This is a genomic window from Thiofilum sp., from assembly GCF_016711335.1.
In the GTDB taxonomy this organism is placed as follows: domain Bacteria; phylum Pseudomonadota; class Gammaproteobacteria; order Thiotrichales; family Thiotrichaceae; genus Thiofilum.
This window is the reverse complement of the sequence record NZ_JADJTF010000006.1, coordinates 1-21,507: the sequence shown is the minus strand read 5'-3', so window position 1 is coordinate 21,507 and position 21,507 is coordinate 1. Positions and strand designations below refer to the sequence as shown.

General features: G+C 41.2%; 26 protein-coding genes and 1 tRNA gene. All 27 read right to left on the bottom strand.

Features of this window, described 5'->3' with window-relative positions:
* Window positions 1–3: 3 nt before the first annotated feature.
* Window positions 4–1,539, bottom strand: a complete 1,536-nt coding sequence (locus IPL34_RS20375; RefSeq protein WP_296843366.1) for a hypothetical protein — start codon at window positions 1,537–1,539, stop codon at window positions 4–6.
* A complete protein-coding gene (locus tag IPL34_RS20370; protein ID WP_296843365.1) occupies window positions 1,536–2,360 on the bottom strand; it encodes a hypothetical protein in 825 nt (274 codons plus the stop codon). The genes IPL34_RS20375 and IPL34_RS20370 overlap by 4 nt, the downstream gene beginning before the upstream one ends.
* A complete protein-coding gene (locus IPL34_RS20365) occupies window positions 2,361–2,780 on the bottom strand; it encodes a hypothetical protein (RefSeq protein WP_296843364.1) in 420 nt (139 codons plus the stop codon). It abuts the gene before it with no gap.
* Entirely contained in the window at window positions 2,740–5,856 is a 3,117-nt protein-coding gene (locus IPL34_RS20360; protein WP_296843363.1) for a hypothetical protein, read from the bottom strand. The genes IPL34_RS20365 and IPL34_RS20360 overlap by 41 nt, the downstream gene beginning before the upstream one ends.
* A gap of 315 nt (window positions 5,857–6,171) precedes the next feature.
* Window positions 6,172–6,948 carry a hypothetical protein gene (locus IPL34_RS20355; protein WP_296843362.1) on the bottom strand — a complete coding sequence of 259 codons (777 nt, stop codon included), beginning with the start codon at window positions 6,946–6,948 and terminating at the stop codon, window positions 6,172–6,174.
* 52 nt (window positions 6,949–7,000) lie between these two features.
* Window positions 7,001–7,585 (bottom strand): hypothetical protein, encoded by a 585-nt coding sequence (locus IPL34_RS20350; RefSeq protein ID WP_296843361.1) that lies wholly within the window; start codon window positions 7,583–7,585, stop codon window positions 7,001–7,003.
* Between the two features lie 99 nt (window positions 7,586–7,684).
* Window positions 7,685–8,974, bottom strand: coding sequence for a phage major capsid protein (locus tag IPL34_RS20345; RefSeq protein WP_296843360.1), 1,290 nt, complete (start codon window positions 8,972–8,974; stop codon window positions 7,685–7,687).
* Window positions 8,975–9,039: 65 nt separating this feature from the next.
* A complete protein-coding gene (locus tag IPL34_RS20340) occupies window positions 9,040–9,888 on the bottom strand; it encodes a hypothetical protein (RefSeq protein WP_296843359.1) in 849 nt (282 codons plus the stop codon).
* A 15-nt stretch (window positions 9,889–9,903) separates the two neighbouring features.
* A complete protein-coding gene (locus IPL34_RS20335; RefSeq protein WP_296843358.1) occupies window positions 9,904–11,808 on the bottom strand; it encodes a hypothetical protein in 1,905 nt (634 codons plus the stop codon).
* A complete protein-coding gene (locus tag IPL34_RS20330; RefSeq protein WP_296843357.1) occupies window positions 11,808–12,044 on the bottom strand; it encodes a hypothetical protein in 237 nt (78 codons plus the stop codon). The genes IPL34_RS20335 and IPL34_RS20330 overlap by 1 nt, the downstream gene beginning before the upstream one ends.
* A 279-nt stretch (window positions 12,045–12,323) precedes the next feature.
* On the bottom strand, window positions 12,324–12,578 hold the full coding sequence (locus IPL34_RS20325) for a hypothetical protein (RefSeq protein WP_296843356.1): 255 nt from the start codon (window positions 12,576–12,578) through the stop codon (window positions 12,324–12,326).
* 16 nt (window positions 12,579–12,594) lie between these two features.
* Window positions 12,595–14,010, bottom strand: coding sequence for a hypothetical protein (locus IPL34_RS20320; protein ID WP_296843355.1), 1,416 nt, complete (start codon window positions 14,008–14,010; stop codon window positions 12,595–12,597).
* Window positions 13,940–14,392 (bottom strand): hypothetical protein, encoded by a 453-nt coding sequence (locus IPL34_RS20315; RefSeq protein WP_296843354.1) that lies wholly within the window; start codon window positions 14,390–14,392, stop codon window positions 13,940–13,942. Before IPL34_RS20315 ends, IPL34_RS20320 begins: the two co-directional genes overlap by 71 nt.
* Window positions 14,393–14,424: 32 nt before the next feature.
* A complete protein-coding gene (locus IPL34_RS20310; protein ID WP_296843353.1) occupies window positions 14,425–14,697 on the bottom strand; it encodes a hypothetical protein in 273 nt (90 codons plus the stop codon).
* Window positions 14,694–14,885: a hypothetical protein gene (locus IPL34_RS20305; RefSeq protein WP_296843352.1), complete on the bottom strand. Its 192-nt coding sequence runs from the start codon at window positions 14,883–14,885 to the stop codon at window positions 14,694–14,696. Before IPL34_RS20305 ends, IPL34_RS20310 begins: the two co-directional genes overlap by 4 nt.
* Before the next feature lie 7 nt (window positions 14,886–14,892).
* Window positions 14,893–15,219, bottom strand: a complete 327-nt coding sequence (locus tag IPL34_RS20300; RefSeq protein ID WP_296843351.1) for a hypothetical protein — start codon at window positions 15,217–15,219, stop codon at window positions 14,893–14,895.
* A gap of 86 nt (window positions 15,220–15,305) precedes the next feature.
* Window positions 15,306–15,665, bottom strand: coding sequence for a hypothetical protein (locus tag IPL34_RS20295; RefSeq protein ID WP_296843350.1), 360 nt, complete (start codon window positions 15,663–15,665; stop codon window positions 15,306–15,308).
* The gene (locus IPL34_RS20290; RefSeq protein WP_296843349.1) at window positions 15,646–15,987 is read right to left on the bottom strand and encodes a hypothetical protein; all 342 of its coding nucleotides are present in this window, start codon (window positions 15,985–15,987) and stop codon (window positions 15,646–15,648) included. The genes IPL34_RS20295 and IPL34_RS20290 overlap by 20 nt, the downstream gene beginning before the upstream one ends.
* A 25-nt stretch (window positions 15,988–16,012) precedes the next feature.
* Window positions 16,013–16,474 (bottom strand): hypothetical protein, encoded by a 462-nt coding sequence (locus tag IPL34_RS20285; protein WP_296843348.1) that lies wholly within the window; start codon window positions 16,472–16,474, stop codon window positions 16,013–16,015.
* On the bottom strand, window positions 16,471–16,776 hold the full coding sequence (locus IPL34_RS20280) for a hypothetical protein (protein ID WP_296843347.1): 306 nt from the start codon (window positions 16,774–16,776) through the stop codon (window positions 16,471–16,473). Before IPL34_RS20280 ends, IPL34_RS20285 begins: the two co-directional genes overlap by 4 nt.
* Before the next feature lie 252 nt (window positions 16,777–17,028).
* On the bottom strand, window positions 17,029–17,493 hold the full coding sequence (locus tag IPL34_RS20275; RefSeq protein WP_296843346.1) for a ribonuclease HI: 465 nt from the start codon (window positions 17,491–17,493) through the stop codon (window positions 17,029–17,031).
* A gap of 578 nt (window positions 17,494–18,071) precedes the next feature.
* Window positions 18,072–18,335 (bottom strand): hypothetical protein, encoded by a 264-nt coding sequence (locus IPL34_RS20270; RefSeq protein WP_296843345.1) that lies wholly within the window; start codon window positions 18,333–18,335, stop codon window positions 18,072–18,074.
* A 99-nt stretch (window positions 18,336–18,434) separates the two neighbouring features.
* A tRNA-Met gene (locus tag IPL34_RS20265) sits at window positions 18,435–18,509 on the bottom strand.
* A gap of 2 nt (window positions 18,510–18,511) precedes the next feature.
* A complete protein-coding gene (locus IPL34_RS20260; protein ID WP_296843344.1) occupies window positions 18,512–18,910 on the bottom strand; it encodes a DUF1064 domain-containing protein in 399 nt (132 codons plus the stop codon).
* A 17-nt stretch (window positions 18,911–18,927) separates the two neighbouring features.
* On the bottom strand, window positions 18,928–19,464 hold the full coding sequence (locus IPL34_RS20255) for a siphovirus Gp157 family protein (protein ID WP_296843343.1): 537 nt from the start codon (window positions 19,462–19,464) through the stop codon (window positions 18,928–18,930).
* The gene (locus IPL34_RS20250) at window positions 19,457–19,687 is read right to left on the bottom strand and encodes a hypothetical protein (protein WP_296843342.1); all 231 of its coding nucleotides are present in this window, start codon (window positions 19,685–19,687) and stop codon (window positions 19,457–19,459) included. Before IPL34_RS20250 ends, IPL34_RS20255 begins: the two co-directional genes overlap by 8 nt.
* A gap of 695 nt (window positions 19,688–20,382) precedes the next feature.
* Entirely contained in the window at window positions 20,383–21,006 is a 624-nt protein-coding gene (locus IPL34_RS20245; RefSeq protein WP_296843341.1) for a hypothetical protein, read from the bottom strand.
* Between the last annotated feature and the right edge of the window lie 501 nt (window positions 21,007–21,507).

Sequence of the window (21,507 nt, the reverse complement as noted above, 5' to 3'; positions counted from 1 at the left end):
GGATTATTTCTTTCCGTAGCGAGCGTTTGGATTAGGTCTAGGTTTAAGTAATATACTTGGAGATGCGCCGTAACTTTCAAGTACTGGGAAATGAGCCTTTTGCATGAGCTGATTAATCCCGTTTTGATACCTTTGTTGTACCTGCTCTTCTGTGTCAGTTTTTTTAGGGTTAATTTGCTCTTGAAACTTCTTAATAGAAGCGTCACTGATTCCACCCTCTACCATTCTAACCATACCTGCTACAGGAGCATTAAGCTGTGACACTGCCTGACCAAATAAGTTTTCGTTAACATCGCGCCTCTTGTTTGCAGCATTCCAAAAAGCTGAGGAAAAGTTATCTATATGGCTCTGTAATTCTTTTGCGTGTTCGGCTTCTTTATATGCAGCCGGTTGATTTTCTTTATCTACAAATCTAGCAGCGACTGAAGGGTCAACCTTACCTTGCTGTATTCCACCAAGTATAGATTGCTTCATTGCAAGTGGTGCTAGTTCTCTTTCTGTAGAGAACTTTAAAGAACCAATAGCTTGCTTGGCTCTAGCTGCTATAATTGGGTTCTGTGTTTTTAAAGCTGTAGCCTGTATTTTAGATGCGTAAAGATCTTTCATGGAAGCTCTGGTCATAACTTCTGCATCTCTTAAATTACCAAGCTGCTGATAGTACATAGATAGAAGGTTACTCTTCTTATTTAGGTTAGCCTTCTGTGCATCAATATCTCTGTTAATCTGCTGATCTATGTATTCAGAGGCCATATTCTCTTTACCAGTTAGCCCAGCTCCTATGCCACCTAGTAACAAACCTATTACCGTTCCAACTTTTGCACCATCTGACTTAGACGCCCACCAATTGTTTGGGTCTATATGGCCATCAGTAACATCCTTGCTTAGTTTTGTTATCTCGCCATTAAGTTCATCCATTTTTACTTGGCTATCAAGTCTAACGCGCTCTAGCTGTGTAGCCTCATCCTCGTACAATGCTGCCTGTGCTTGAGATTGCTTAGCTTGTCCTGCAGCCTCCTCTTGTATACCAGCTTGCTGCATTCCAATTCCAGAACGCATTCCCTCCATAATTCCAGGAGCTATAATAGGAGCTGCCATACTCTGAGGTGCCCTTTGCGCCATAATAGGTGGATTCATTGGGGCAGAGGCGGTTTCAAACTTAATTTCTTCTCCTGCTGGTGGCAGAGGCGCTTTTGGGGCTTCTGCAGCCACTGCACTACTTCCTGGCCAATGTAGTGCTGAACCAATATTATCAAAAAATCCTGGTTGCACTGGTTCTGGTATAGCACTTGGTGCCGAAGCAGGAGCACGGCCATCAGTATGTATAGCAGGGGACAGTGGGTCCATTACCTCTAAGTTCATAGGGTTCTCTGGGTCTTCTACCATTCCACCCTCGGCCATATGCATAGGCATTTCACCTAACATGCTACGCATCTTAGGATTTAACATGGCTTTAGCTACTGATATTTTATGGCCATCTGGATGCATAAGCATTGCACACTTGTCGTCTTCACTAATCTTTTTAAAATGAGATAGATTCACTTTCTTCTCTCCTTCATTCCCTGTCTAGCAAGTATAGCCGCAACAAACTGCTTGGCCTTTTCTGGTGCATCCTTACCTGTACTAATAGATCTAGGAATTATGATCTCTTTAGGAGAAGCCATAATAGGTACCTTGTCATTCTTTACCGAGTCACCAGACACAGGAGCCTGTCCTGGTATCATTCCACCAGAGTTCATTGGCATTGCTGGCTGACCCTGCATCATCATACCAATTTTAGATTGAGCGCCACCCTGAGATGGAACCATGCCACCATGAGCTGCACCCTGTGTAGCAGCCTTACCACCAGCTCCAATAATAGAACCGTATAGCTGCCCTATCTGGGACGCATTTCCTGATTTTGTTTGTTGATTTAATTGCTGCATTCCTAGATTTTGCTGGCCGTATAACTGTTGACCCTGAAGGTTACCTTGCTGCATCTGTCCATAAACATCACCGAGGCCACCTAGAGCTGCAATCTGTTGCTGTTGTCCAAGTAATTCAGATTGACCTGCAGCCTGTTGATTTGCGTTCGCAGCCACATTAGCACCCATTCTAGTCGCCAGTGCAGGATTTAAGCCCCTCTGAGATGCAATTAGACCCTGTGCACCCTGAATATTTTGACTAACGTTTTGATTGTATTGAGTCTGTGCAGGGTTAGGACCATTACCAGCTGCCATAGCTTGTAACATAGTAGCTAAGTCTTGCTGCTGTTGCATAACCTTTGATTGATTTTGTACCTGTGTTTGTAAATAACTTTGGTCATACGGATTAGACGCCTGAAAGTCACTCTGTATACCTAGGCCCTTCATTACTGATCCCATTTATAGCTCCTTTAAGAAAACACTGAACTCGCCCAATTCAGCACATCCATGTTTTAATGCTCTTTTTTTAATAATATCTAATTGAGTGTCACACTTAATCTTAGAGTAACCCTTAGATCTAGCTGCTGCCACTAAACCATCACAGATTAAATCTAGTGCTACATTTCTAATATGTTTTTCTTCGCTTGGATCTGCTGAAAAAAAATCTATCACACAATGATTTGTGTCTGTTTCAATTAAGAAACCAACAGCTATAGGATAGACCGCCTCTGCAATTAAACCAAAACAAGGTAGGTCTTCCATTGTTGGAGTAACCATATCTCTTGACTCAAACCATAAAGATATCTCTTCTAAGTCAGAGCATGTAAACTGTCTTAATTTAACCAACTGTTGCTGGCTGTGCAAGCTTGTTTGCTCCACGTTTCACTCCTGCCACAAAACTTAGGTTAACGATATCTACATAAGATTCAGAAGCTGATGCATTTATTTCCTGAATAGTTAACGATACTGAGTCACACTTCTGACGTTGCAGTCGTTCTCTATATTGTACTATTCCGCTAGATAAAGCGGCTCCAAACGAGTAAGGAACTGTTAGCGTAAGTGTTGGGTTAAAGTCATAAGCTGCATTTACTGAAAAACCATGCGTAGCATCTGCACCATTTATATAATCACCAAGAACCAACACTCTTTTTACTCTCTGAAAACCCTGAACAGAGGCAAGAGCAAGCCACGATGTTTGAAGTAGCATTGTATATTGTGTTACATCATCTAAATAACCACTGTTTTCTACATAAACATCGCCGCCAGTAGTCACGTATGTATATGCGCCCTGCCAATTTGTTGCCCCATATCCAGTATGGTTAGTAAACGTTGACCACTGGTTAAATATGTAATCATAAACAAGTGTTAATCCAGTGCTGCACAAGAATCTTATTTGAGACTTACCATCTATTAGCTTAGCAGAGGTTATGAATTGGGAATTATATTGTTCGACCTCTAGACCAAGATACATTACCTGTAGCCCACGGGACATAACATATATACCCTTACCAGATTTAAACATTATACCATTTGGCGTTGTAACTATGCTCTTGTGTGAAATACAACCAACATCAGAAGGTACAAACTGAGGAAAAGATAGTGTTGATGATTGTCCATTGTCATTAGCTCCATCACCTGACCTATAAAATATACCCTCTTCTTTAAATATAACCAACTTCTCGTCCATCTCACCTAGGCCAGTAATATTTCCAAACTTATGGTCTATTTGATCTACTAAGAACGCACTTGGTGATACACCAACAAACTGTTGAAATGATTTTGTATACCAAACAGAACTCGGCTCTTCAGCGTCGGCCATCCATAGCCTATTATTGTGAGCCAATAAGTTCATAGATGGAGGCGGCGCACTATTCTCTAATACAGAACTACCAGGGTATGTATAAGCTAATGGGTTACCATTAATTAATGTATCAGATAAATAATCAGAGAATGTAACAACCTCAGCATTAGCTGCAGATGCATCTAATAAGAACACAGGGTTAGTAACTAGAAAGTAATTACCACCAGCGCCACTACCAGCTTCCTTTGTTCTATATATCGCTACAGATACACCCTCTTTTTGCGAAAGGTATGCAGTTGTAACAGTAACATCAACAACTTCTGTTGCTAAAACGTTTATAGTATATGGAACCGATGGAGTAGATTGATGTAGGTTTCCATTAGCATCAGTCCATTGGTAAATAGCAATATAGCTATAAGTACCAGCTGTAATTGAGCTAGTACCAGCTCCTATTTGTGCCTGTATTTCTGGTACTGTATGAAAGTTTAACTCATTTACCTGCAAACCATCATATGCATGTACACAAGAACCATTTAGAATAGCCATCTCACCAACGTTAACAGCTGAATATGACTCTTGACTGTCTGTATCAAAAAAATATGACCATGAACCACATAGGCCACCTGGCTGTGGAAGTGTGCCACCTATATAAGCATCAGTTGGGTATTCTTGGGTTACTACTCCCATACCCATGATAAAACTTGTTAGGCTTAGAGACTCTAGGTTAGGAGCGTATGATATTTCACCAGTACCAGTTTTATATACACCATCTGCTGCACCTATAAATATCTGTGAGTTAGCAAACCCAGTAGCAAACCTAGAAACTACTGCAGGTATTCCTGTGTTTGTATCAGTGTCTAGCCTAACCAAAAATGCTGTAGGGAATGAGTTCTTAACTGTTAGCTGCTGATCTACTCCAGAGTCAAAACCTCTATAGGCAAATACAGAATAACTATCAGAACCTATTGTTATTGGTCTAGAAAACGGGCAAACACCTCTAGCAAATAAATCTAATGATCCTACTGTGCCAGATGTATCAACACTTACTACAGTTGTTTTATCTATTAATGTTTCTAAAGTCCCATAGTATAGATCTTGAGTGGTTACAGAGGTTGATACTGATATTAAATTGTTTACTCTATCAAAAATACTGGCCGAGTTAACGATTGTAGTAATAGTTAAAACAGGAGTCAGAGAGCTATCATAAACAGCGTACTTAATGTCTTGCCTTGTATCGTTACACCAATAAGCCCAAATGAGACCGGCTGCATCTATAGAAATGTGAAACGGAGAAGAAGCTCCAGCATCTGCAATTGTAGCAGAAGAGGTAACAGCTCCAGATGTATTTAATAAGCTAACAGTTATTCCTGCTGCTGTTGAATACATTATTGCAGCTCCTGTAGCTGTGTTTGCTACATCAAAAGAATAACCATTGTATGATGTAGATATTGTTGTTTCATTAGAAAACGTGACAACACCAGAGCCACCAAACTGCACAACTCTACTTACAATAGCTGTTAGGTCTGCATTTGTATAAATTATGGCAAGGGCTGTTGTACTTAGTCTTACACACTTTACTACTGTGTAATTTATTACAGTTTTTGTAGATAGTAGCTGTGACCCTGTGCTTGTATCCGTACCACCTACACTTATTACTGCTCCTGTATTTAGATCTACAACACTTCCATAAGTCTTAGACAGTACTTGAGGCAAGAAATAAGCTGGAGTAGTTAAAGCCTGTAAACTTGTTGACCAACCATAAAGGGCATATTGACCCATAACAGCGCAGTCAGTAGCTCCGCTAGATGGGTTTGCCTGATCTATAACAGATCTAGATAAATCAACAGATGTATATTCACCTCTGGCCATCCATGCGTCTTCTGTGGGCGACCATGACAATAACTTCCCACCATCAGATACTAGGAGCTCATCGTTTAAGCTATGGCATAATCTAGGGCTAGATAACGTACCAACAGATGCAATAGTTTCAGACAACTTAGCGTACCCGTTGCGCTTAGATAGTCTTTTAGACTTAGTAAAAACAGCATTTTCTAATCTTAAAAGCTTTCCAGGAATTACAAGCTTAGGGTCCGTTTTGGTATCTACACCTGATCCAAGATCTACTGGGAGTACTTGATCTTGCAGAGGAGCCATATTATGCCACCCAAAGGCTAATGGTGCAGTCAGAGCTACACCTTAAGTTTATAAAAATACTGTCACTAGATGCATTATTTAATGTAGAAGTATCGGGGGACCATACAACAGAATTAGCGTTTAAATTTCCTACTAGGAATAGCTTTGGTAGCCTTCCTAGTCCATGCCTTATTAGGTTATCTTGACCTGATATTAAAGAAGTAGAAACAACCGCACCACCAACCATTGGAATAGACTGTAACGGTGTTAATGCTTTATCTACATTATCCTGTATAAGCTGTATTTCTTGGTCTGTAGTTTGGATTCTACTTAACATCAGTATCCACCCATCGGAGTGTTTCCAGTTCCAAAGTCGCCACCCCAACGCTCTAATTGAGACCTAACATTAGAAATAGTATCTGGCTGCCCAGCATCTCTATTCATTGCAGTCTCTTCTATCCGTTTAATCAATGCAGCCTTCTGCATAGCAAGCACTGTTACATCAGTCTCTTCTTTTTGCGCACACTTAATAGCAGCATCTGTAATGATGTACTCAGTCCATCCTGATACACCATCAGCAACATCTGCAAGAGCAGTAAGAGTCTGCATTCTAGGGATGTACCACATGCGTATATACTGACCAGCAGATGGAGTAGGTATTAGCATTAGGTTATTACCAACAACTCTATACCTAAGATTAAAAACTCCTAAGTAAGTACTTGTTAGCTGTGGATATAGATATCTATTCCTACCAATAAAATCGAACTTCTTAAGGGTTACAAAAGCGTTTCCAGAATTGTTTAGTCCTAGATCAACACCTAAAACCTTATAGAACTCTTTAGCTGCGCTATATAATACTCCATCAGGTAACGGGTATAGGTTTGTTGTACCATCTGTGGGTATAATTAATGGGTCAGCTACATAATAGTCTTCATATGTAGTGACTAATAAGTCATACAACTCGAAGTAAGATTGATTTATGTAGCTGATTAATTCTGGGTCAGTAACAAAGTAATCTGTATTTGTAAGTGATGGTGTGTAACCAACGGGGAACATGTCAGCTCGTTGACGTGTTGCACTCATTAACTGCGACAAAGTCATAGAAGTTGCCATGATATACCCCTAAAGAAGTATGGCGGGGTTTGAATTCCCCCGCCACAATTAATTACTCGCCGCGACTCTTTACAGAAGAGTTACGGAACATCATCTCAATATCTAATACAGTACCGTTAGCGGGGTCCGCTACTGCTCCAGAGTCGTCAACCATCTGCATGATCATGTAAGGGACTGATTTCTCAGTAACCATTACTTGTGGGTTGCCAACTACTTCAGCAACCATAGATCCTGCTACGCCAATGGCTGTTGCAGTACCGGTGCCAGCACCACCGATTGCAGTGGCCACAAAGCCTTGTCCTACAGCTGCTACAACACCGGCAGGCAATCCTACAGCTGCCCAGTCAGTATCACCAACCACAGTGATTCTGTAAGAGGTACCAACTACAAAAGAACCATCTGCCACAGCGGCACCAGTTGTTGGTGCAATAGCCATAACATCTAAACTTAAAAACCTGTTGTAAGGCTCTTCTAAAAGTATTTGGTAAGTACCTGCACTCAATCTAGAGATAGACACAAATCCACCGCCAGTAAGACCAGTAGGAGCACCAGCTGCACCAATATTTACAGAACCTTTTAAAATTACAGGAGCATGTACCTTCGAAAACATAAACTGCTGATAATAACCATTACCCATTTTATTCTCTTTTCTTTTGAGCCCAGCAAAACGCTGGATTTGTTTAATAAGAATTGAGGGTGAATAGATTTTTTAAGCCTATCCACCCTCAAACTTTAATTAGCTAGAAAGCTGTACTACGCAATTCCAGCCTGGGGCGTTGCAGATCAAGTTCCCATACATACCAATTCTGATTTCTAATGCATCAGCGTTACCTACGCGGATACCTTCGAGACCTTCAAGGCCGTATGTAAGAACGTGTGGGGCTTTGCCCAAAGAGCGAAGCTTCCATGTGTCCATCTGTAGCAAGTATGCAGTTTGTGCGGGACAGTTTCTGTCAGGCACAACTGTGATAGGTCCGTAAGGAGCATGGATTCTGATACCTGCAAAAGCAATATCAGCTTCCTCATGCTTCACGTCTACATACTGCACTTTGGAGCCTAAGCTCTTTTCAAGTGCTGCGTAGCTTGTGAAGTTCATGAAGCACATGTCTGGCTTACCACCTTCGCGGGCTACGAGGCTTGAACCATCTATGAGTGCTTCTTCAATGGACTCGCTAGAGCCATCAAAGCGAACACCGGCTAGACGGGTCACGTCTGTAGAGCGGTTAATACCCCAGAATGAATCAGTACCACCTGGAGCTACTGTAGGAATCCAAGCGCCTAGGCCTGAAATCTTTAAGTACGATGTGGTTGCAGTCAATGTACCGAAAGCAACGTCGCCTTGTACGCCTAGGTACAAGAATGCAGCAGTGCCCCAGTTTACAGGGGTACCAGCAGCACCACCGGCAGTAGCGGATACGGTTACAGTACCAGCACTACGGTTTACAGCGATTACATAACCAAGTGCACCACCGGTTACGTTAGTAAATACGTTACCAGCTACAGAGTAGTTAACTAAAGTCATGCCAACTTCGAAGTTAACAACAGTCTGTGGGCTAGCTAGCACGATTACACCAGTTGTGATCGATGCAATAATACCACGTGAGCCAGAGCCGTCGCTGAATAGGTCTAGAGCCATATCGTTAGAAATGTTTCTAAAGCCAGTATCCATGTTTAGCTTAGCTTCATCAACAAATGCGCCAGCATCGTCCTTGGTCGCTTCTAATAGTTCGTTAGTGATCGTTACCAATTGGTAGTTAGATACACGGTAAACGAAAAAAGAAGCTAAGGCTGGAGCTGTTTGGTTGTTCTGTGCATTTGTGAATGTAGCAGAACGGCCTTGAGGAGTTCCATAAATCAAAGGAACTGGAATATACTTACCGGAAAACCCACCTGGTGCTTCATTCTTAGGAACTAAAGCTAGGAAAGGGTTGTTCTTATATACTAGATCTTTCATGTAATCATCAGAACCAGTATACAACTCCTTTAGAGCTGCAACTTGGTTACTGGCTGTTGCGAATGTTGCCATTTTTATATCCTTTTAGAGTATCTCAGGCCAGAGCCGCACTTAAGGGGTGGCACCAAGGTTCTATGTTATGATTGAAGTTTGCCTTGAAATGCTAAAATAGCTCGTTCACGTCGTTCTCTAGCAGTGAGCGGCCTCGCAGCCGTTTCCTGTCCCATGCGATTCGTGAGAGTATTTGCAGTAATCTCCTGAGCGGGATTCACGTTCTTCATTGCAGTCTCATTTAGAGGAGCTGCTGGCGCAAGCTTAGCTTGGATCTTCTTTAGTTGAGTTAATCTCATAGCTTCTTCAACTAGATACTCTTCAACTTCTTTTGCTGCTTCTTCATTAGTCATAAGGCGCCCATCTTGTTTGTATGTTGCCTCAATAAGGTCAACTACATCCTGATGTTTTCCCCATGCCTTAATGGTCTCATACTCTTCATTTGTATCAACTAAATTCTTAACATCGTTAGATATCTGCGTAAGAGCGTCTTGGTAAGCTTGTGTTTGTGCTTCCTCTTGCTTCTTAGCTGCATCCTCTTGAGCCTTTTTAAGCGCCTGTATTTCGCGCTGCACTAATGTTAGTTGTTGGTCTTGTGGATCTGGCTGGTTCATCATAAGAGCCGCTACCTGATCTGCTGTTAGTCCAGACTCTAGCATTACACTATATGGGTCTTGCTTAAGACGCTCACGCCATTCATTAGCCCTTTGTACTTCTGTATCTTTACCTTGACGCTCCTCTTGCCATGCCTTGCGCTCCATCTCTAATTGCTTCTTAGCTAACCGAATTGCCTTAGTCTCACGGGCTAGAGCTGCAAACTTAGGCGCTAACATATCTGGCTTTTCTTGTGTTACCGCTGGTTGTTCTGTCTCAGTTACTTCATTAGCTGGAATACTATCTTGTTGTGCTGCGCTTTGTTGAGGCATTACAGACATTTAAAAGGCTCCTTATTAAACAGTTGGAACGTTAGGAATCATATCGTTTGTTGGTGCAGCAGCAGGATTAGCTTGCGGAACTCCAGCCGCTCCCATCATCTCAGGGCTTGGGGCCATAGCAGCCATTGCCGCTTTCTTTAATGCCTGTACCTGTGATGCAAAATCTCTTAACTGCTGCGCTTTAGACTCAGGTAACTTAGCTGGTTCATATAGATTATAATATTGAGTTACTAACTCTTCAGCCCTTGCTAAATCCATAAAAGGATCTGGGGGAGAATATTTCCCATCCTCAATTATATCATCTAATATCTTTAAGATTCTTTCTTCAGCTGCAAAGGCAAGCTTATTAACCTGCTCAAGGTCTGGGTAGTCTAACAACCTACGACCCTCTTGAGGCGTAATTAACCCAGCTTGCATATCCTCAATTACTGCTTGCTTACGACCAGCAGGATCACGAGGTAGCGATGAAGTATCAAAGCATTGTATGACGTATGTGTCAGATAGTAAGTCGGCATTAGGTAGGTCAATCTCTCTAGTGCCATCTTTATTTGGATAGATAGTGGTGTACTTGCCGTCACGTTTACAAATATCTTTTGCCTTATCAATTACTAGATAGGCTAGATCTATATAGAAGTCGTCATAACGCTTAGCCAAAGCTGCAAACCTATCAGTCTGTAAGTCATCATACTCACGGATAGCTCTGCCAGAATCTAAGCCCATTGGCTTTTGTGAGGCAGCAGATAAAGCAGACACTCCTGATTGCTGGTAGGCATACTGTATTAATCGCTCTAATTGTGCGTATAACTCTTGAGGAACACATGGGGCCACTTCATATTGGGGCTTAGTTCCTCGGTAAGTAACAATTGAACCCACAGCGTTATTTAACTGAGCCTTAACAACCTTAGAGCCATCCTCTACAAATACTCTTGGTACGCCAACAAGGTTAATAGAAGAAGAGATAGTCATTAAAAGCTTATTAATCTCTAGTTGTGTACCCATTAATTGCTCTGTTAGTCCTTGACCCCAAAAACCTAACAGCCTTGGACTATAATTTAAGAAAGCAAACGGGAATGTATCCTTTTCATATGGTTCATCAAACAGTAATCCCTCGGTACAAGCGATAGCATGCAAACCATCCTTACTAGTTGATGATGATCGTAGTCTCCAACCCTCAATTACCATTACTTGGTCAGATACAGTCTTTTGAGAGTCGCCTGCATTATCTGGGTAGGCTTGTTCAGCCTTAGCAATCTTAGATGCTGCCTTTGGGAACATCTCCATTAATACTTCACGATCTATAAGTTTAACCTCATACATCTGGCGTGGATCGCCATACAAAGCGTCGTTTGGATCGACTAATATCTCTGTAAATAACTTACGCTCAAGAGCAACCTTTTTATCTATTTCTAATACCTTAAGTACACCAGAGCCAAGAACTGTTGCGTCACGTAAGGCGGTAACCCCTTTAGGGTATGCATCACAGCTATAAAAAGCCCCAGCTATGAAATTGTTCATTTGCTTAGCAAACTTCCTATTTTTAGAGTCGCCATTATCAGTTAAGAATACAGGCCTAGGTCTAGACTGGGTAAGCCTTGATACAAGAGTGTCTACACAAGAGGTAACAACAGACATAGTTGGCCTATCACTTGGCAGGTTCTGGTTAGTAGACATTCTATTAATACTTGCACCAGGAAAGCCCATAAGAGGCATATTTCCATACATCCTAGCGTATATACTAGCTTGCCTATACCGATACTGTTGCTGTTCTTTTAATAAGCTTGCAGTACCTAATAACTCCATAGATAGATCTGCTTTAGTTTGAGCCTTCCACCATGCTCCTTGCCTTGTAGCTGTTGAGGTATCTTTAGTGCGTACAACAACAGTGTTGCTATCTTTCTTAGGAGTTATCTTATGCGCCATTAGTGTGAGTCCTCAAGTATGCCAGGTGCTGACCAGAAAAGTAGTTCTTCTTCGGTATATTGGTTTTCATCAGGCAAGTCAGTAGCTGTAGTCTCTACAGGTTCCTTAGTATGTTCCACGTGGAACAATGCCGACTTAGACAATTGAATTTCAATTTCACGAACTTTAAGAACTAAAACGCCCTCTTTTTGCATGAACTTAACCAGTTTTCGTAGTTTCTTTAAATCTGTATCCATTAATGCAGTACAAGGATTAAGTTTAGTCCCTATTTCTACCCACGATACTAGCAATTAAGGCCCTACGATCTAGTATAGGGTCTTCTTCTGGTTGTTCTGTCACCAGGTCCATATCATCCTCTGTTAGTTCGTCTATTGGCTCTTCTTTAGCTTTAGACCTACGCGCCATAATCTTACTAACTAGGTCAGTGGTATCTGGATGCTCTGATTTTGTTATGCTGGTTGATGTTGGAGAGCCTGCTGCTTTCCTAGCTGCATAGGCCATAGATAGAGAGCTACTCATTCTTCCATGTCCTCATATCCCTCTTCATACTCATACATCTCACAGATCTCATGTGCGGCTTTCATAGCCCTTGCGATATCCATGATGGATCTATCGTCTATAGCCCTTAATAAGTCCTCAGCTGCTTGCATTAAGCCTGGGTCCATATCTGACTCTGGAGCTTCAACCTCAATATTAACCTCTAGATCTCTTTTACCGCGGCGTTCCATAATCACAGATGCCACTTTTTTCTTATCAAACATTGGAAGCATAGTAATTCCCCTTACTTTAGTATTGGGATTCAGTCTCTAAGGATGAAAAGTACTCTTCTGCAGCTTGCTCCATCTCATTTGTTTCATTATGGGCCCACTTCTTAGTGCCCCATTTAGGCTTATCCTCTTGCTTCTGGTACGTAAATGCAGGTGACTCCTTAAACGCATATAGCACCGCGTCTATAATGTCTGAGTGGAACCCTGACTTAAGTACTATCTTATCTGGTGTGGTCTTTTCATGGTCTACCTGAACCTGGAATGAGTCTTGAACAAACCTAGAGCCTTCTCTAGCTTTAAAATTACCTAGTCTTAGCTCTTCATTTAAGAATGCGGCGTTCTCCATCTTACGTGCCTTATCTGCTGGGTGGATAGGTATGTGCTTTCTGCGCCTTAGCTCTTCAGCAATCTTTTTACCTAGTCCACCTTCATCCATAACCATTTTAGCAATATCGTACTTATCCATCATTCTAGTGATTTGCTTAGTAAGCGTGGTTATGTCTTGTCCCTCTGTAATAACTTCCTCAACTAGATAGGTTTTCCTTGTAGACTCTGACCATGCAATGACAGCTAGGGCATCGGCATCATTAAAGCCTATATCTACGCCTAGGATATACACCCAGTTATGAGCTGGTAACTCATTATAATGGTTCTTTTCTTTATACCATCTAATCCATAGGGATTCTAGGTCAAGTACCCATCTACCCATGTACTCGCGTAGGAATGTTGGGTTTGTATCATCCCATTGTTTCTTCTTCTTAAGTTTATCTACAAACTGTTGAGCATTAGGAAGGTAGGGGTTTTGGTATAGGCTCCATCTATGAATAGAGTATTCTCCTATGCCCTTATGTGTAATATCGTAGAATAGACCTCTGGGTATGGGGCCAGGCGTGCCAGTTAAAGCAATCCAAGAGTTATCATAGTCTGCGATACCTGGAGTTAGAATATCATCAATAAGGTTAGTTATGTGTGGACCGAACTCTTGCGCCTCATCTATAGCAACAGCTGGTGACTTAGTTCCTCTTAATCTCCTAATGAAGTTTTTCATGTCAGCGCCATATAAACGTAACTTAGACCCGTTTGTTAGGGTCATAGTTAGGTTAGACTCTGTTAGTGTTGCTCCGAGATTAAATCTATCGTTCATGTCTTGAAGTACTGGCCACATAATGTCTTTTGCTGAGTCACGAGTAAGAGCAATGTACCTACTCATAGAGCCAGGATATTCGAGCATAGTTCTGTGGTATCTAAGGGCTAGTCCACTGCTCTTTCCTGCGCGTCTTGTGCATAGAGCTGCTAGGAATTGTGATCTATCTTGTACAAACTTGTCTTGTTCTGGAAACGAGGTGTCTCTAACTGTGTTTGGGTCAAACGTCCGGCGGACCTTCAACACTTCCTCTTCTATCAGCTTCTGTGCCTGTGGTGATAGCTCGCTCATCAGCTAACCTCTTCCTAAGTGTGACAATCATTGCACGCTCTTCTTCTGACACTTCAAACTCTGACTTATCCTCTGGTAACCTTCCAAAGGGAATCTCTAGGAGCTTTCTAAATTTATCTACATCACCATCTAGAGTAGTTCTTTCAATGCACTGCCACAGCATTCTCTCAACAATAGTTAGATCTGTTTTCCTGGCTCTAGCCGCTGCCATATCCTCTGGCATACCAAGACAAGTTAAAATTAGTTCCTTAACCGCATTTCTATTCTTATCAATAGCCCGTTGTATCTCTGGATGTATAACAGGTGGACGACCCTTTGGATTCCTCCCAGGCTCACCCTTCTTAGCCCTACCTGTATGCTTGTGCTTCTTTATATCTGCCATTGATAGTACTTGATAAAATCAATACACTTATATTAAACTAATGTAGTCTGTTTTGCAGTGCTTCCATGTAGCTGCATGGCGTGTGGTCTGCCTTTGGTGTCTGTGTATAGGATGCGTATAAAGGTGCCAGTTGGGTCCCAGCCCATTTGATGCAGGGTAGGTAGTCTAACCTTAGATATTGTTGTCTCGGTCTTGCCAGCGATCATTACAGCAGAGTGAAACATGACCTGGTCGATCAATACAAAATCATCTGGTAGTTTTAGCTGTTCTGATACATCTTTAAGTTTAGCTTTCACTGCTCTCATTGTAATTCTCCTTTGGCTGAGTCAGCCTTTTGAAACTCTACTAGTTGTAGATTAAGTTTTGATACTTCTTCATAAAGAGCAATACACTCTTGATCGATACAGGCGCGTTGATACTGCTTTGTTCCTATCTCAGATAGTACCTGTATGGCCTTTTGTTTAACTTGGTCTCTGGTTAGTGTTTCGCTCATATATCCTCTAAATCATAAAAGGGTCATACTTCCATGCTTTAGGCATGATAGATCTACCCTTGTTTGTTTGGTGTGTGACTATTTTTACATCATCAGGAACTAAGGCTTTAGCTATACCAAACTTGCGCCAAGTAGGTTTTACATATACCCAGTGTAATATGCCTGGTTCGCTAACAGAATAGCCTAGTATTACATCCGTATCTTGCTTTAGTGCAGCAACGGTTATCTTTACCTCTGGCTTAGTTATTATTGCCTTTATAACCTCAGAGAACCTTCTATGAAAGGTGCCGCTAGACTGAGCATCTGGACCCTTCCAAGTATTACCAAAGTACATGCCCTGTATCCAGGTGCTATACAAAAAACCCTGGTCCTCTGATGCTTTATACGGTCTTAGGATAACATGGGTTTTAGCGCCGCCTATCATTTTAAAAACCTCTTGCGAAAACTCTGAATAACCTGGTTCACCCTAGCGGTTGATCTCTTTACTTGCTTTCCTATAGTCGGTTGGTCTACGCCCTGGCTATGTAGCCGCCATATTTTAGCATTTAAAAAAGACTCACCTTTAAGTGATAGGGCCGAAGCCGCATCATAGTAAGCTATAGTTTCCTCAAACTCCTGCTGTCCATATCTACTTACAAAATAGCATGAATGATATTGCTCAAGTACTGTTGTTGGAAAACCAGCACTGGCCTTTTCTATATCCTTAAACCCATCGTTCTTAAGTTTTCTGTACCACTCATCTCTTAACTTCAAGAACTCTTTATTCCTGTATTGCTTCATTAGTTGAAGCCCCTGGTGCAAGTTCCTTTTGCTTTTCCTCTTCTCGAATCTTTTGAATAGCATCGTAAGCCGTCTGGTTTGCCATGGCCTTACGTACTGCCTTTACAAAAAAATACGGAGCCTTCCTGTCTGTCTGGGGGGATAGGTTCATGACCATACTTGCTATAGCGTGATGATAGCTGGGCATGTCGGGCAGCCCGTGCGTGGATAGAATCCTAGAACAGAATGCACTGAATGCTGTGGCTCCCGTAGGAAGTTTAACAGGGAATAGATCTAGTAACTTTCGCGCTGTTTTTGATACAAAACCGATCATTTTATTCATAAACACCGTTCTTTTATTAACAATGTTATGATTTTTTAAGTTTTGCAACCTTATTTTTAATCCAATGCCACATGCTGTGTTTGACTGGATTGTATTGTGTGTAGGGGACGATACTAGGCATTAAGGTATAGTCATCAATAGAGTAAGGATGCATAACGCTGGTATATTTGTTGTACGGTAGCCTAGCTCCATAGATACTATCCGTTGAAAGATGCACCCGAAAGGATTTAATAAGCGCTTCAGCTTGTTCTATGGGTAGCATTATAGAATCTTTAGATATGTAAATATTATCCTTTGGGAATATCTCTTCTAAAGTAAACGGTCCGCCCTTACCGTACATAGTACAAAAGTCGCCAATATCCCGCACAGCTTTATCTGAATAAAGTTTTATCTCAAAATCAGAACCAGAGAATTCTTTATTTAAAAAATCTCCGAATTTATCCCAATTCTGCCCCTCACGAATATGTAGGGTGTATTTATTACTCATTTATTCAGCTCCTCAATCAGCTCATCTGCTCGTTCTACTGCCTCTTTACTGGCATATGTATAGTCACAAATCATTCTACCTTTATTGTGGTCTCTGCTGGCATATCCCTGCATGACCATAGCAGCTATAAACTCCCTCTTCGTTAACGTGCCCATCACTATATCGTGTGGGTTAGTCTTTGTTGATACACTGCCAGCACAATCACGGCACGGAGAAGAAACCACGTGCGCATCTAGGTCTTCTGATTTAGAAAACGTTTCTCTACAATATTCACAACTGTAAAACATCATACCTTCATGCATACTCTACTCCTTTTAATCCTTAATCCGTAGTGAGCCAATCCACCTAATTAAACCAAGCTAGTTATTTTTTAATCTGGCCCTCGAGCTTTAAGATTAGTTGATTAAACTTTTTATCTATTTTTTTACTGATATTAAATAAGTGTGTCTCGTTTGGACCTAATGAAGATTCAAACGGTAAATCTAATAATTCATTAAATAAATCATAAATAGTTTTAATCTCTTTCAATACCACTGACTCTATTTTAAATTGCTTCATTGCTTCTCCCACTTGGAATAAATGTTCCAACCATCATCAGGAAATGAAATCCCATTTTTTTCTTCATAAGCCTGTTGAGCCATGAACTTACTAGCCTCGTCAGCAACTTGATTCATCTCATGCGTTTCTCTTCTTATCCAAGACACAGTCAGTGACTTATTACGAACCAGCTCATAACACTTCTCAATTACGTCAAGATTCTTCTTTCCAACTGTCTTTCCATTTTTAAGCCAACCAACGTACCACTTCATCACACAGTCAACTGCATAACTACTATCCGAATAAACAAAACCACCTTTAGGGGAATGCTGACAAGCCATAAGCACTGCCATCAACTCCATTCGATTGTTGGTAGTGTCATGTTCATATCCAGATGCAATGACTTCACCATTCTCGTCTACTACTGCCCATCCACCATTACCTGGGTTTGGGTAGCATGCTCCATCTGTCCAGTATCTCATCGTTAACCTCTCAATCTATCAACATGTGTATAACTTGAATGCGAATACAGAGCTTCGAGGAGTTCGGCTTTAGAAGGCATAGCAAGTCCAACGTAGATTATTTCTAATCCATTCGACTGCCTGCCTTCTAGAATGTCGGTACTTAGGTTTAGCCCCTGAGTGTCCCGGCCCCTTCGGCATTCCGCATCGGATAACAGTCCTAGCGGTTGGTGGAATTCATTTAGTATGAGACTGTATCTCTCCCCGGTTACAGCGCAGTATCCACAGCCTTTCGGCTCAAGTCCCTGCTCTTGTGGCTTTTGAACTCACCCTAGCCACCACTATCTCGTTTGTGTTCGGTTGTTGGTCTATCTCCCCACCACACACGCCCTTAAGTTAAAGCCAAGGGTATGCTCTCGTAAGCAAGCTTACTTATATTTGTTAATTGCTAAGATTAAGAAAGTGGTTGTCGAAACAGTGTTGCCAGTGTTACGCTCAGCTCACTTTCTATTCTTTGCAGAAACGAATGTATAACCCTCAGCCTAGTTTGTAAACCAAATAAAGCTGGGGGTTTTTTATTCCCTCTAATCTTAACAATGTTAATTAATGTGTTTAATGCGCAAATGAGCTAACAATGACCAAAGCCCGTGCACATCCTCATGTTCGTCATTTCTAAAAGATTCAACAAAGTCTAAAGCAGCATCTTTAGACTTAAATAGTTCGAAACAATTTACTGTGTCATTATTATAGTCTTGAATATAAACTTCCGCTGTACCTGTTTTTTTATTTACCCTTAGATGCACAGTCGAGCCGTTTACATAGCAATTAAAAATATTGGGGATGTAATCATATTCTTTAGTCATAAATACCTCTATATAACCATACTATAGTATACTTGATTATATTTGTAAACTAATTATTTATAATAAATTGTTATGGCATATATCATTAACAATGTTAAGTGGTCCTAGGTGCAGGAATCGAACCTGTATCCACCTGATCATGAGCCAGGCACTCTACCATTGAGCTACCCTAGGCATTACGCACTTATCACATGGCTACAATTAGGGCATATAACTTGGCTAACCTTCGGGTTTAATGTTTCCTTAAGCTTAATATTGCTATGACTGCCCATATATACGTGCAGCTTGCCAGGGCCGTTTGTCTTCCATAACATACGTTTAATACGCCACGTTGCTGTTTCAAAGCCCTTAGCCTCAAAGTACTCAACTTCTTTAGTGGCCGTATTCACAGCACTAAAGTCTGGCTTATAAATAACCTTGCCAGGTAGCCTTACCTGAACCTGACACTTTAAGTCCTTGTACTCACCAGCACGCACAAGTAATTTTAAAAAGTGATATAGTGCTGCTTCTAGCTTCGATGCAAAGGAATAGCCGTCTAGGTCGACCTTAACGCTCTTATATTTATTAAATGCCATGCTGTCATAGCATCACGTTATTTTAGCTTTGTAACTGGAGTACCTGCGCCAAACCTGATATGTGTGCCGACCTCAATAGTAGCCCCTGGTATTGTCTCACCAGCTTGTAAGTCCCGTTTAAGGGCATCCTTATTTAATTCCCTCACCACTACTTGCCTAAAATACTTCTCAGGTATCTCACCCTCGTTAGATATTTTAAGGCTAGGTGGATTTTCACGAACGGTCACCCTAACCCCATCGCTATCCACTGAATTTATATCAAGTAATGTTAGTTGATACTTTAAGTAGTCTTTTATACTCTTAGCAGCATTAGCTAATGACTTCGATCTAGCTACGTACTGACTAGCGCGTTCTTTTTCCATTGCAGATAAGGCCTCTAGGCGGTCGATAGCTTCCTTTACGTATGGTAGCCTAGCTGACACATGCTTTATGCCGCCCGCTTGCGCATCGGTTAATCCTAGCAAGTCTAACTCGGTACTACCGACCTCAACACCTAGCTCTATGTTATGCTCAATCATCTGGCATACTTTTAACATATCAATTCTGTCAGTCATCTTTACTATACCTCATCATGCCTTCCCTGCGGTCCTCTTCTAGTTCTTTCGTTAATACATACTCAAGAGTGTTTATAATATCCTTTGGTACCTTATTAGTGCTGGGCGTGTCGTGCTCACCTGGTTCAAAGTAATGATCAATCGCGTACTCTAGGTAACCATCCCCATCGATAAGCGCATTTTTAACGTGAAAGTAATAACCATTAATCTCTAACTCGATCATAAAGCCCTCGTAGGTATCTTATCGCCAATATCAATTGCCTGTATGCTAGTCCAAACAAACGACTGTAAATGTGTACTAAATGTATTGTACTCAGGGTGTGACACGAGAGCGTAAACACCATCAACGCCAAATACATCAAACAAACTATGAGCATGGCCCTCTAAAGAAGCAGCAAACACAGTAGACCATATCTCGTCTTCGCTCATTTTATATAGCTTTTTAATATCGTAACTTAACATGCGCGCATTATACTATACTATTATAATATAGTAAACATGTATTATTTAATACCCTACTTTATAAAACTCAATGTGTTTTAGCTGATTACGGTCGTAGCAATTTACGCATAAAAACCGCACCCTACATGCTGGTGTAAATGTTTTATCACATTTTAAACATTTCTTAACTTTTGTACTTAGCTCTAAACACTCGGGACATTCCTTAATTCTGTTACCGTCACTATCTGTGTGTACTTCAAGCTTATCTAAAGTACGCTTACAAAGCCTTGGTGTTTTCCCAAGCGGCTTACCCCAGTCCCGCTTACCACCCCGCTTCTTCATCTTATTCCTTATCTTTACTTATTAAGTTACAGATACAAAGCGTACACATAGGGCCATACACTTGATAAATATTACCCTCTGTATTTGTATCATCACCACACTCTACGCAATCAAACGCTATACTTTGTTCTACACTCATTTTTTACCCTTATTTTTATACTCTTCTTTTAGCCGCTCAGTCTCTTTTTGTAGCACAGCACTTATATAAGACTCATGCACGCCAAAAACCTCGGCTACTTCCCTATTTGTAAAACCATATTTAGTGATTAGTACAAAGTATGCCTTAGTTAACTTATCTTTAAACCTTATTTGCTCAAGTGGGCTAGGCTCATTTTCTTGAGTAGCGGGCGTTGCTAGGTCAATAAAGCCGTCATCAGTTTGCGCTTCTGTGCCTGATATTCTGTCACGGCTATAATTATGAGCTAGTTTGTTTTGCTGCTCTATGCTGCCTAGTTCAGCGTATTCTGTGCGGCCCTTTACTTCCCGTAAGTAATCTATAAACAAGTAACGCATGTTATATGTATACTTACCCATTAAAGCCTTCTCACAAGCCCACTGTGCGAAGTCGTCGGCGTCTTCTCCATAGCCCTTCTTTTTACAATGATTGTAGGCCTTGTCCCTTAGCTCCAAAACCTTGTCGGCATATATTGTGGGAGTATTTTCTTTTGGTAGGCGCTTTTTTGTTATAGGTTTAATGCCAGCTAGCCGCATGTTACTATGCAGCGTGTTTTTATTAATACCTAGCTTTTCGGCTATCATCTTAGTTGTGTAGTGTTGAGCCAGCTCTTCGATCTGTTTTATTAGCTCTCTACAGTTTTAAAACGCTTGCGACTAAATTTAATACCGTACTTATGACAGTACCAAGATACCGTGTTGATATTTACCTTTAGTAACCTAGCTATCTCAGACTTGTTATAATCCGGTGCTAGTTCTTCAATCTTTTTTCTTAATTTATCGTTCATTGCCGCTGGGCATATACTGTGTGCATAGCGTCCCGTCGTCGTACTTTAGGCATTCTTTTCGAGCGCTAGGGTTAGCGTATTTATATTGTTCATTATCTGCCCTGGGCGGCGTAGTACATGCGGATAAAAGAAGGGTTGAAAGGAGTAGGTATTTCATAAATTTTAAGTTGTCACATTGAGCGGCTAATGATCAAGGTTTAAAACTATGTTACACTACGGCGATTGCTTAGACGTATTAAAAACCCTGCCTGACAACTCGGTCGATAGCCTAGTCACCGACCCTCCGGCGGGTATTAGT

Bases quoted from the DNA above. Each gene is read 5' to 3' on its own strand.
- IPL34_RS20360 (WP_296843363.1), bottom strand. From the start codon at position 5,856: ATGGCTCCTCTGCAAGATCAAGTACTCCCAGTAGATCTTGGATCAGGT.
- IPL34_RS20285 (WP_296843348.1), bottom strand. From the start codon at position 16,474: ATGAGTAATAAATACACCCTACATATTCGTGAGGGGCAGAATTGGGAT.
- IPL34_RS20310 (WP_296843353.1), bottom strand. From the start codon at position 14,697: ATGAGAGCAGTGAAAGCTAAACTTAAAGATGTATCAGAACAGCTAAAA.
- IPL34_RS20270 (WP_296843345.1), bottom strand. From the start codon at position 18,335: ATGACTAAAGAATATGATTACATCCCCAATATTTTTAATTGCTATGTA.
- IPL34_RS20295 (WP_296843350.1), bottom strand. From the start codon at position 15,665: ATGAAGCAATACAGGAATAAAGAGTTCTTGAAGTTAAGAGATGAGTGG.
- IPL34_RS20305 (WP_296843352.1), bottom strand. From the start codon at position 14,885: ATGAGCGAAACACTAACCAGAGACCAAGTTAAACAAAAGGCCATACAG.
- IPL34_RS20335 (WP_296843358.1), bottom strand. From the start codon at position 11,808: ATGGCGCATAAGATAACTCCTAAGAAAGATAGCAACACTGTTGTTGTA.
- IPL34_RS20300 (WP_296843351.1), bottom strand. From the start codon at position 15,219: ATGTACTTTGGTAATACTTGGAAGGGTCCAGATGCTCAGTCTAGCGGC.
- IPL34_RS20255 (WP_296843343.1), bottom strand. From the start codon at position 19,464: ATGACTGACAGAATTGATATGTTAAAAGTATGCCAGATGATTGAGCAT.
- IPL34_RS20320 (WP_296843355.1), bottom strand. From the start codon at position 14,010: ATGAGCGAGCTATCACCACAGGCACAGAAGCTGATAGAAGAGGAAGTG.
- IPL34_RS20315 (WP_296843354.1), bottom strand. From the start codon at position 14,392: ATGGCAGATATAAAGAAGCACAAGCATACAGGTAGGGCTAAGAAGGGT.
- IPL34_RS20355 (WP_296843362.1), bottom strand. From the start codon at position 6,948: ATGGCAACTTCTATGACTTTGTCGCAGTTAATGAGTGCAACACGTCAA.
- IPL34_RS20325 (WP_296843356.1), bottom strand. From the start codon at position 12,578: ATGCTTCCAATGTTTGATAAGAAAAAAGTGGCATCTGTGATTATGGAA.
- IPL34_RS20350 (WP_296843361.1), bottom strand. From the start codon at position 7,585: ATGGGTAATGGTTATTATCAGCAGTTTATGTTTTCGAAGGTACATGCT.
- IPL34_RS20370 (WP_296843365.1), bottom strand. From the start codon at position 2,360: ATGGGATCAGTAATGAAGGGCCTAGGTATACAGAGTGACTTTCAGGCG.
- IPL34_RS20290 (WP_296843349.1), bottom strand. From the start codon at position 15,987: ATGAATAAAATGATCGGTTTTGTATCAAAAACAGCGCGAAAGTTACTA.
- IPL34_RS20280 (WP_296843347.1), bottom strand. From the start codon at position 16,776: ATGCATGAAGGTATGATGTTTTACAGTTGTGAATATTGTAGAGAAACG.
- IPL34_RS20345 (WP_296843360.1), bottom strand. From the start codon at position 8,974: ATGGCAACATTCGCAACAGCCAGTAACCAAGTTGCAGCTCTAAAGGAG.
- IPL34_RS20250 (WP_296843342.1), bottom strand. From the start codon at position 19,687: ATGATCGAGTTAGAGATTAATGGTTATTACTTTCACGTTAAAAATGCG.
- IPL34_RS20275 (WP_296843346.1), bottom strand. From the start codon at position 17,493: ATGAGATACTGGACAGATGGAGCATGCTACCCAAACCCAGGTAATGGT.
- IPL34_RS20260 (WP_296843344.1), bottom strand. From the start codon at position 18,910: ATGGCATTTAATAAATATAAGAGCGTTAAGGTCGACCTAGACGGCTAT.
- IPL34_RS20245 (WP_296843341.1), bottom strand. From the start codon at position 21,006: ATGATAGCCGAAAAGCTAGGTATTAATAAAAACACGCTGCATAGTAAC.
- IPL34_RS20330 (WP_296843357.1), bottom strand. From the start codon at position 12,044: ATGGATACAGATTTAAAGAAACTACGAAAACTGGTTAAGTTCATGCAA.
- IPL34_RS20340 (WP_296843359.1), bottom strand. From the start codon at position 9,888: ATGTCTGTAATGCCTCAACAAAGCGCAGCACAACAAGATAGTATTCCA.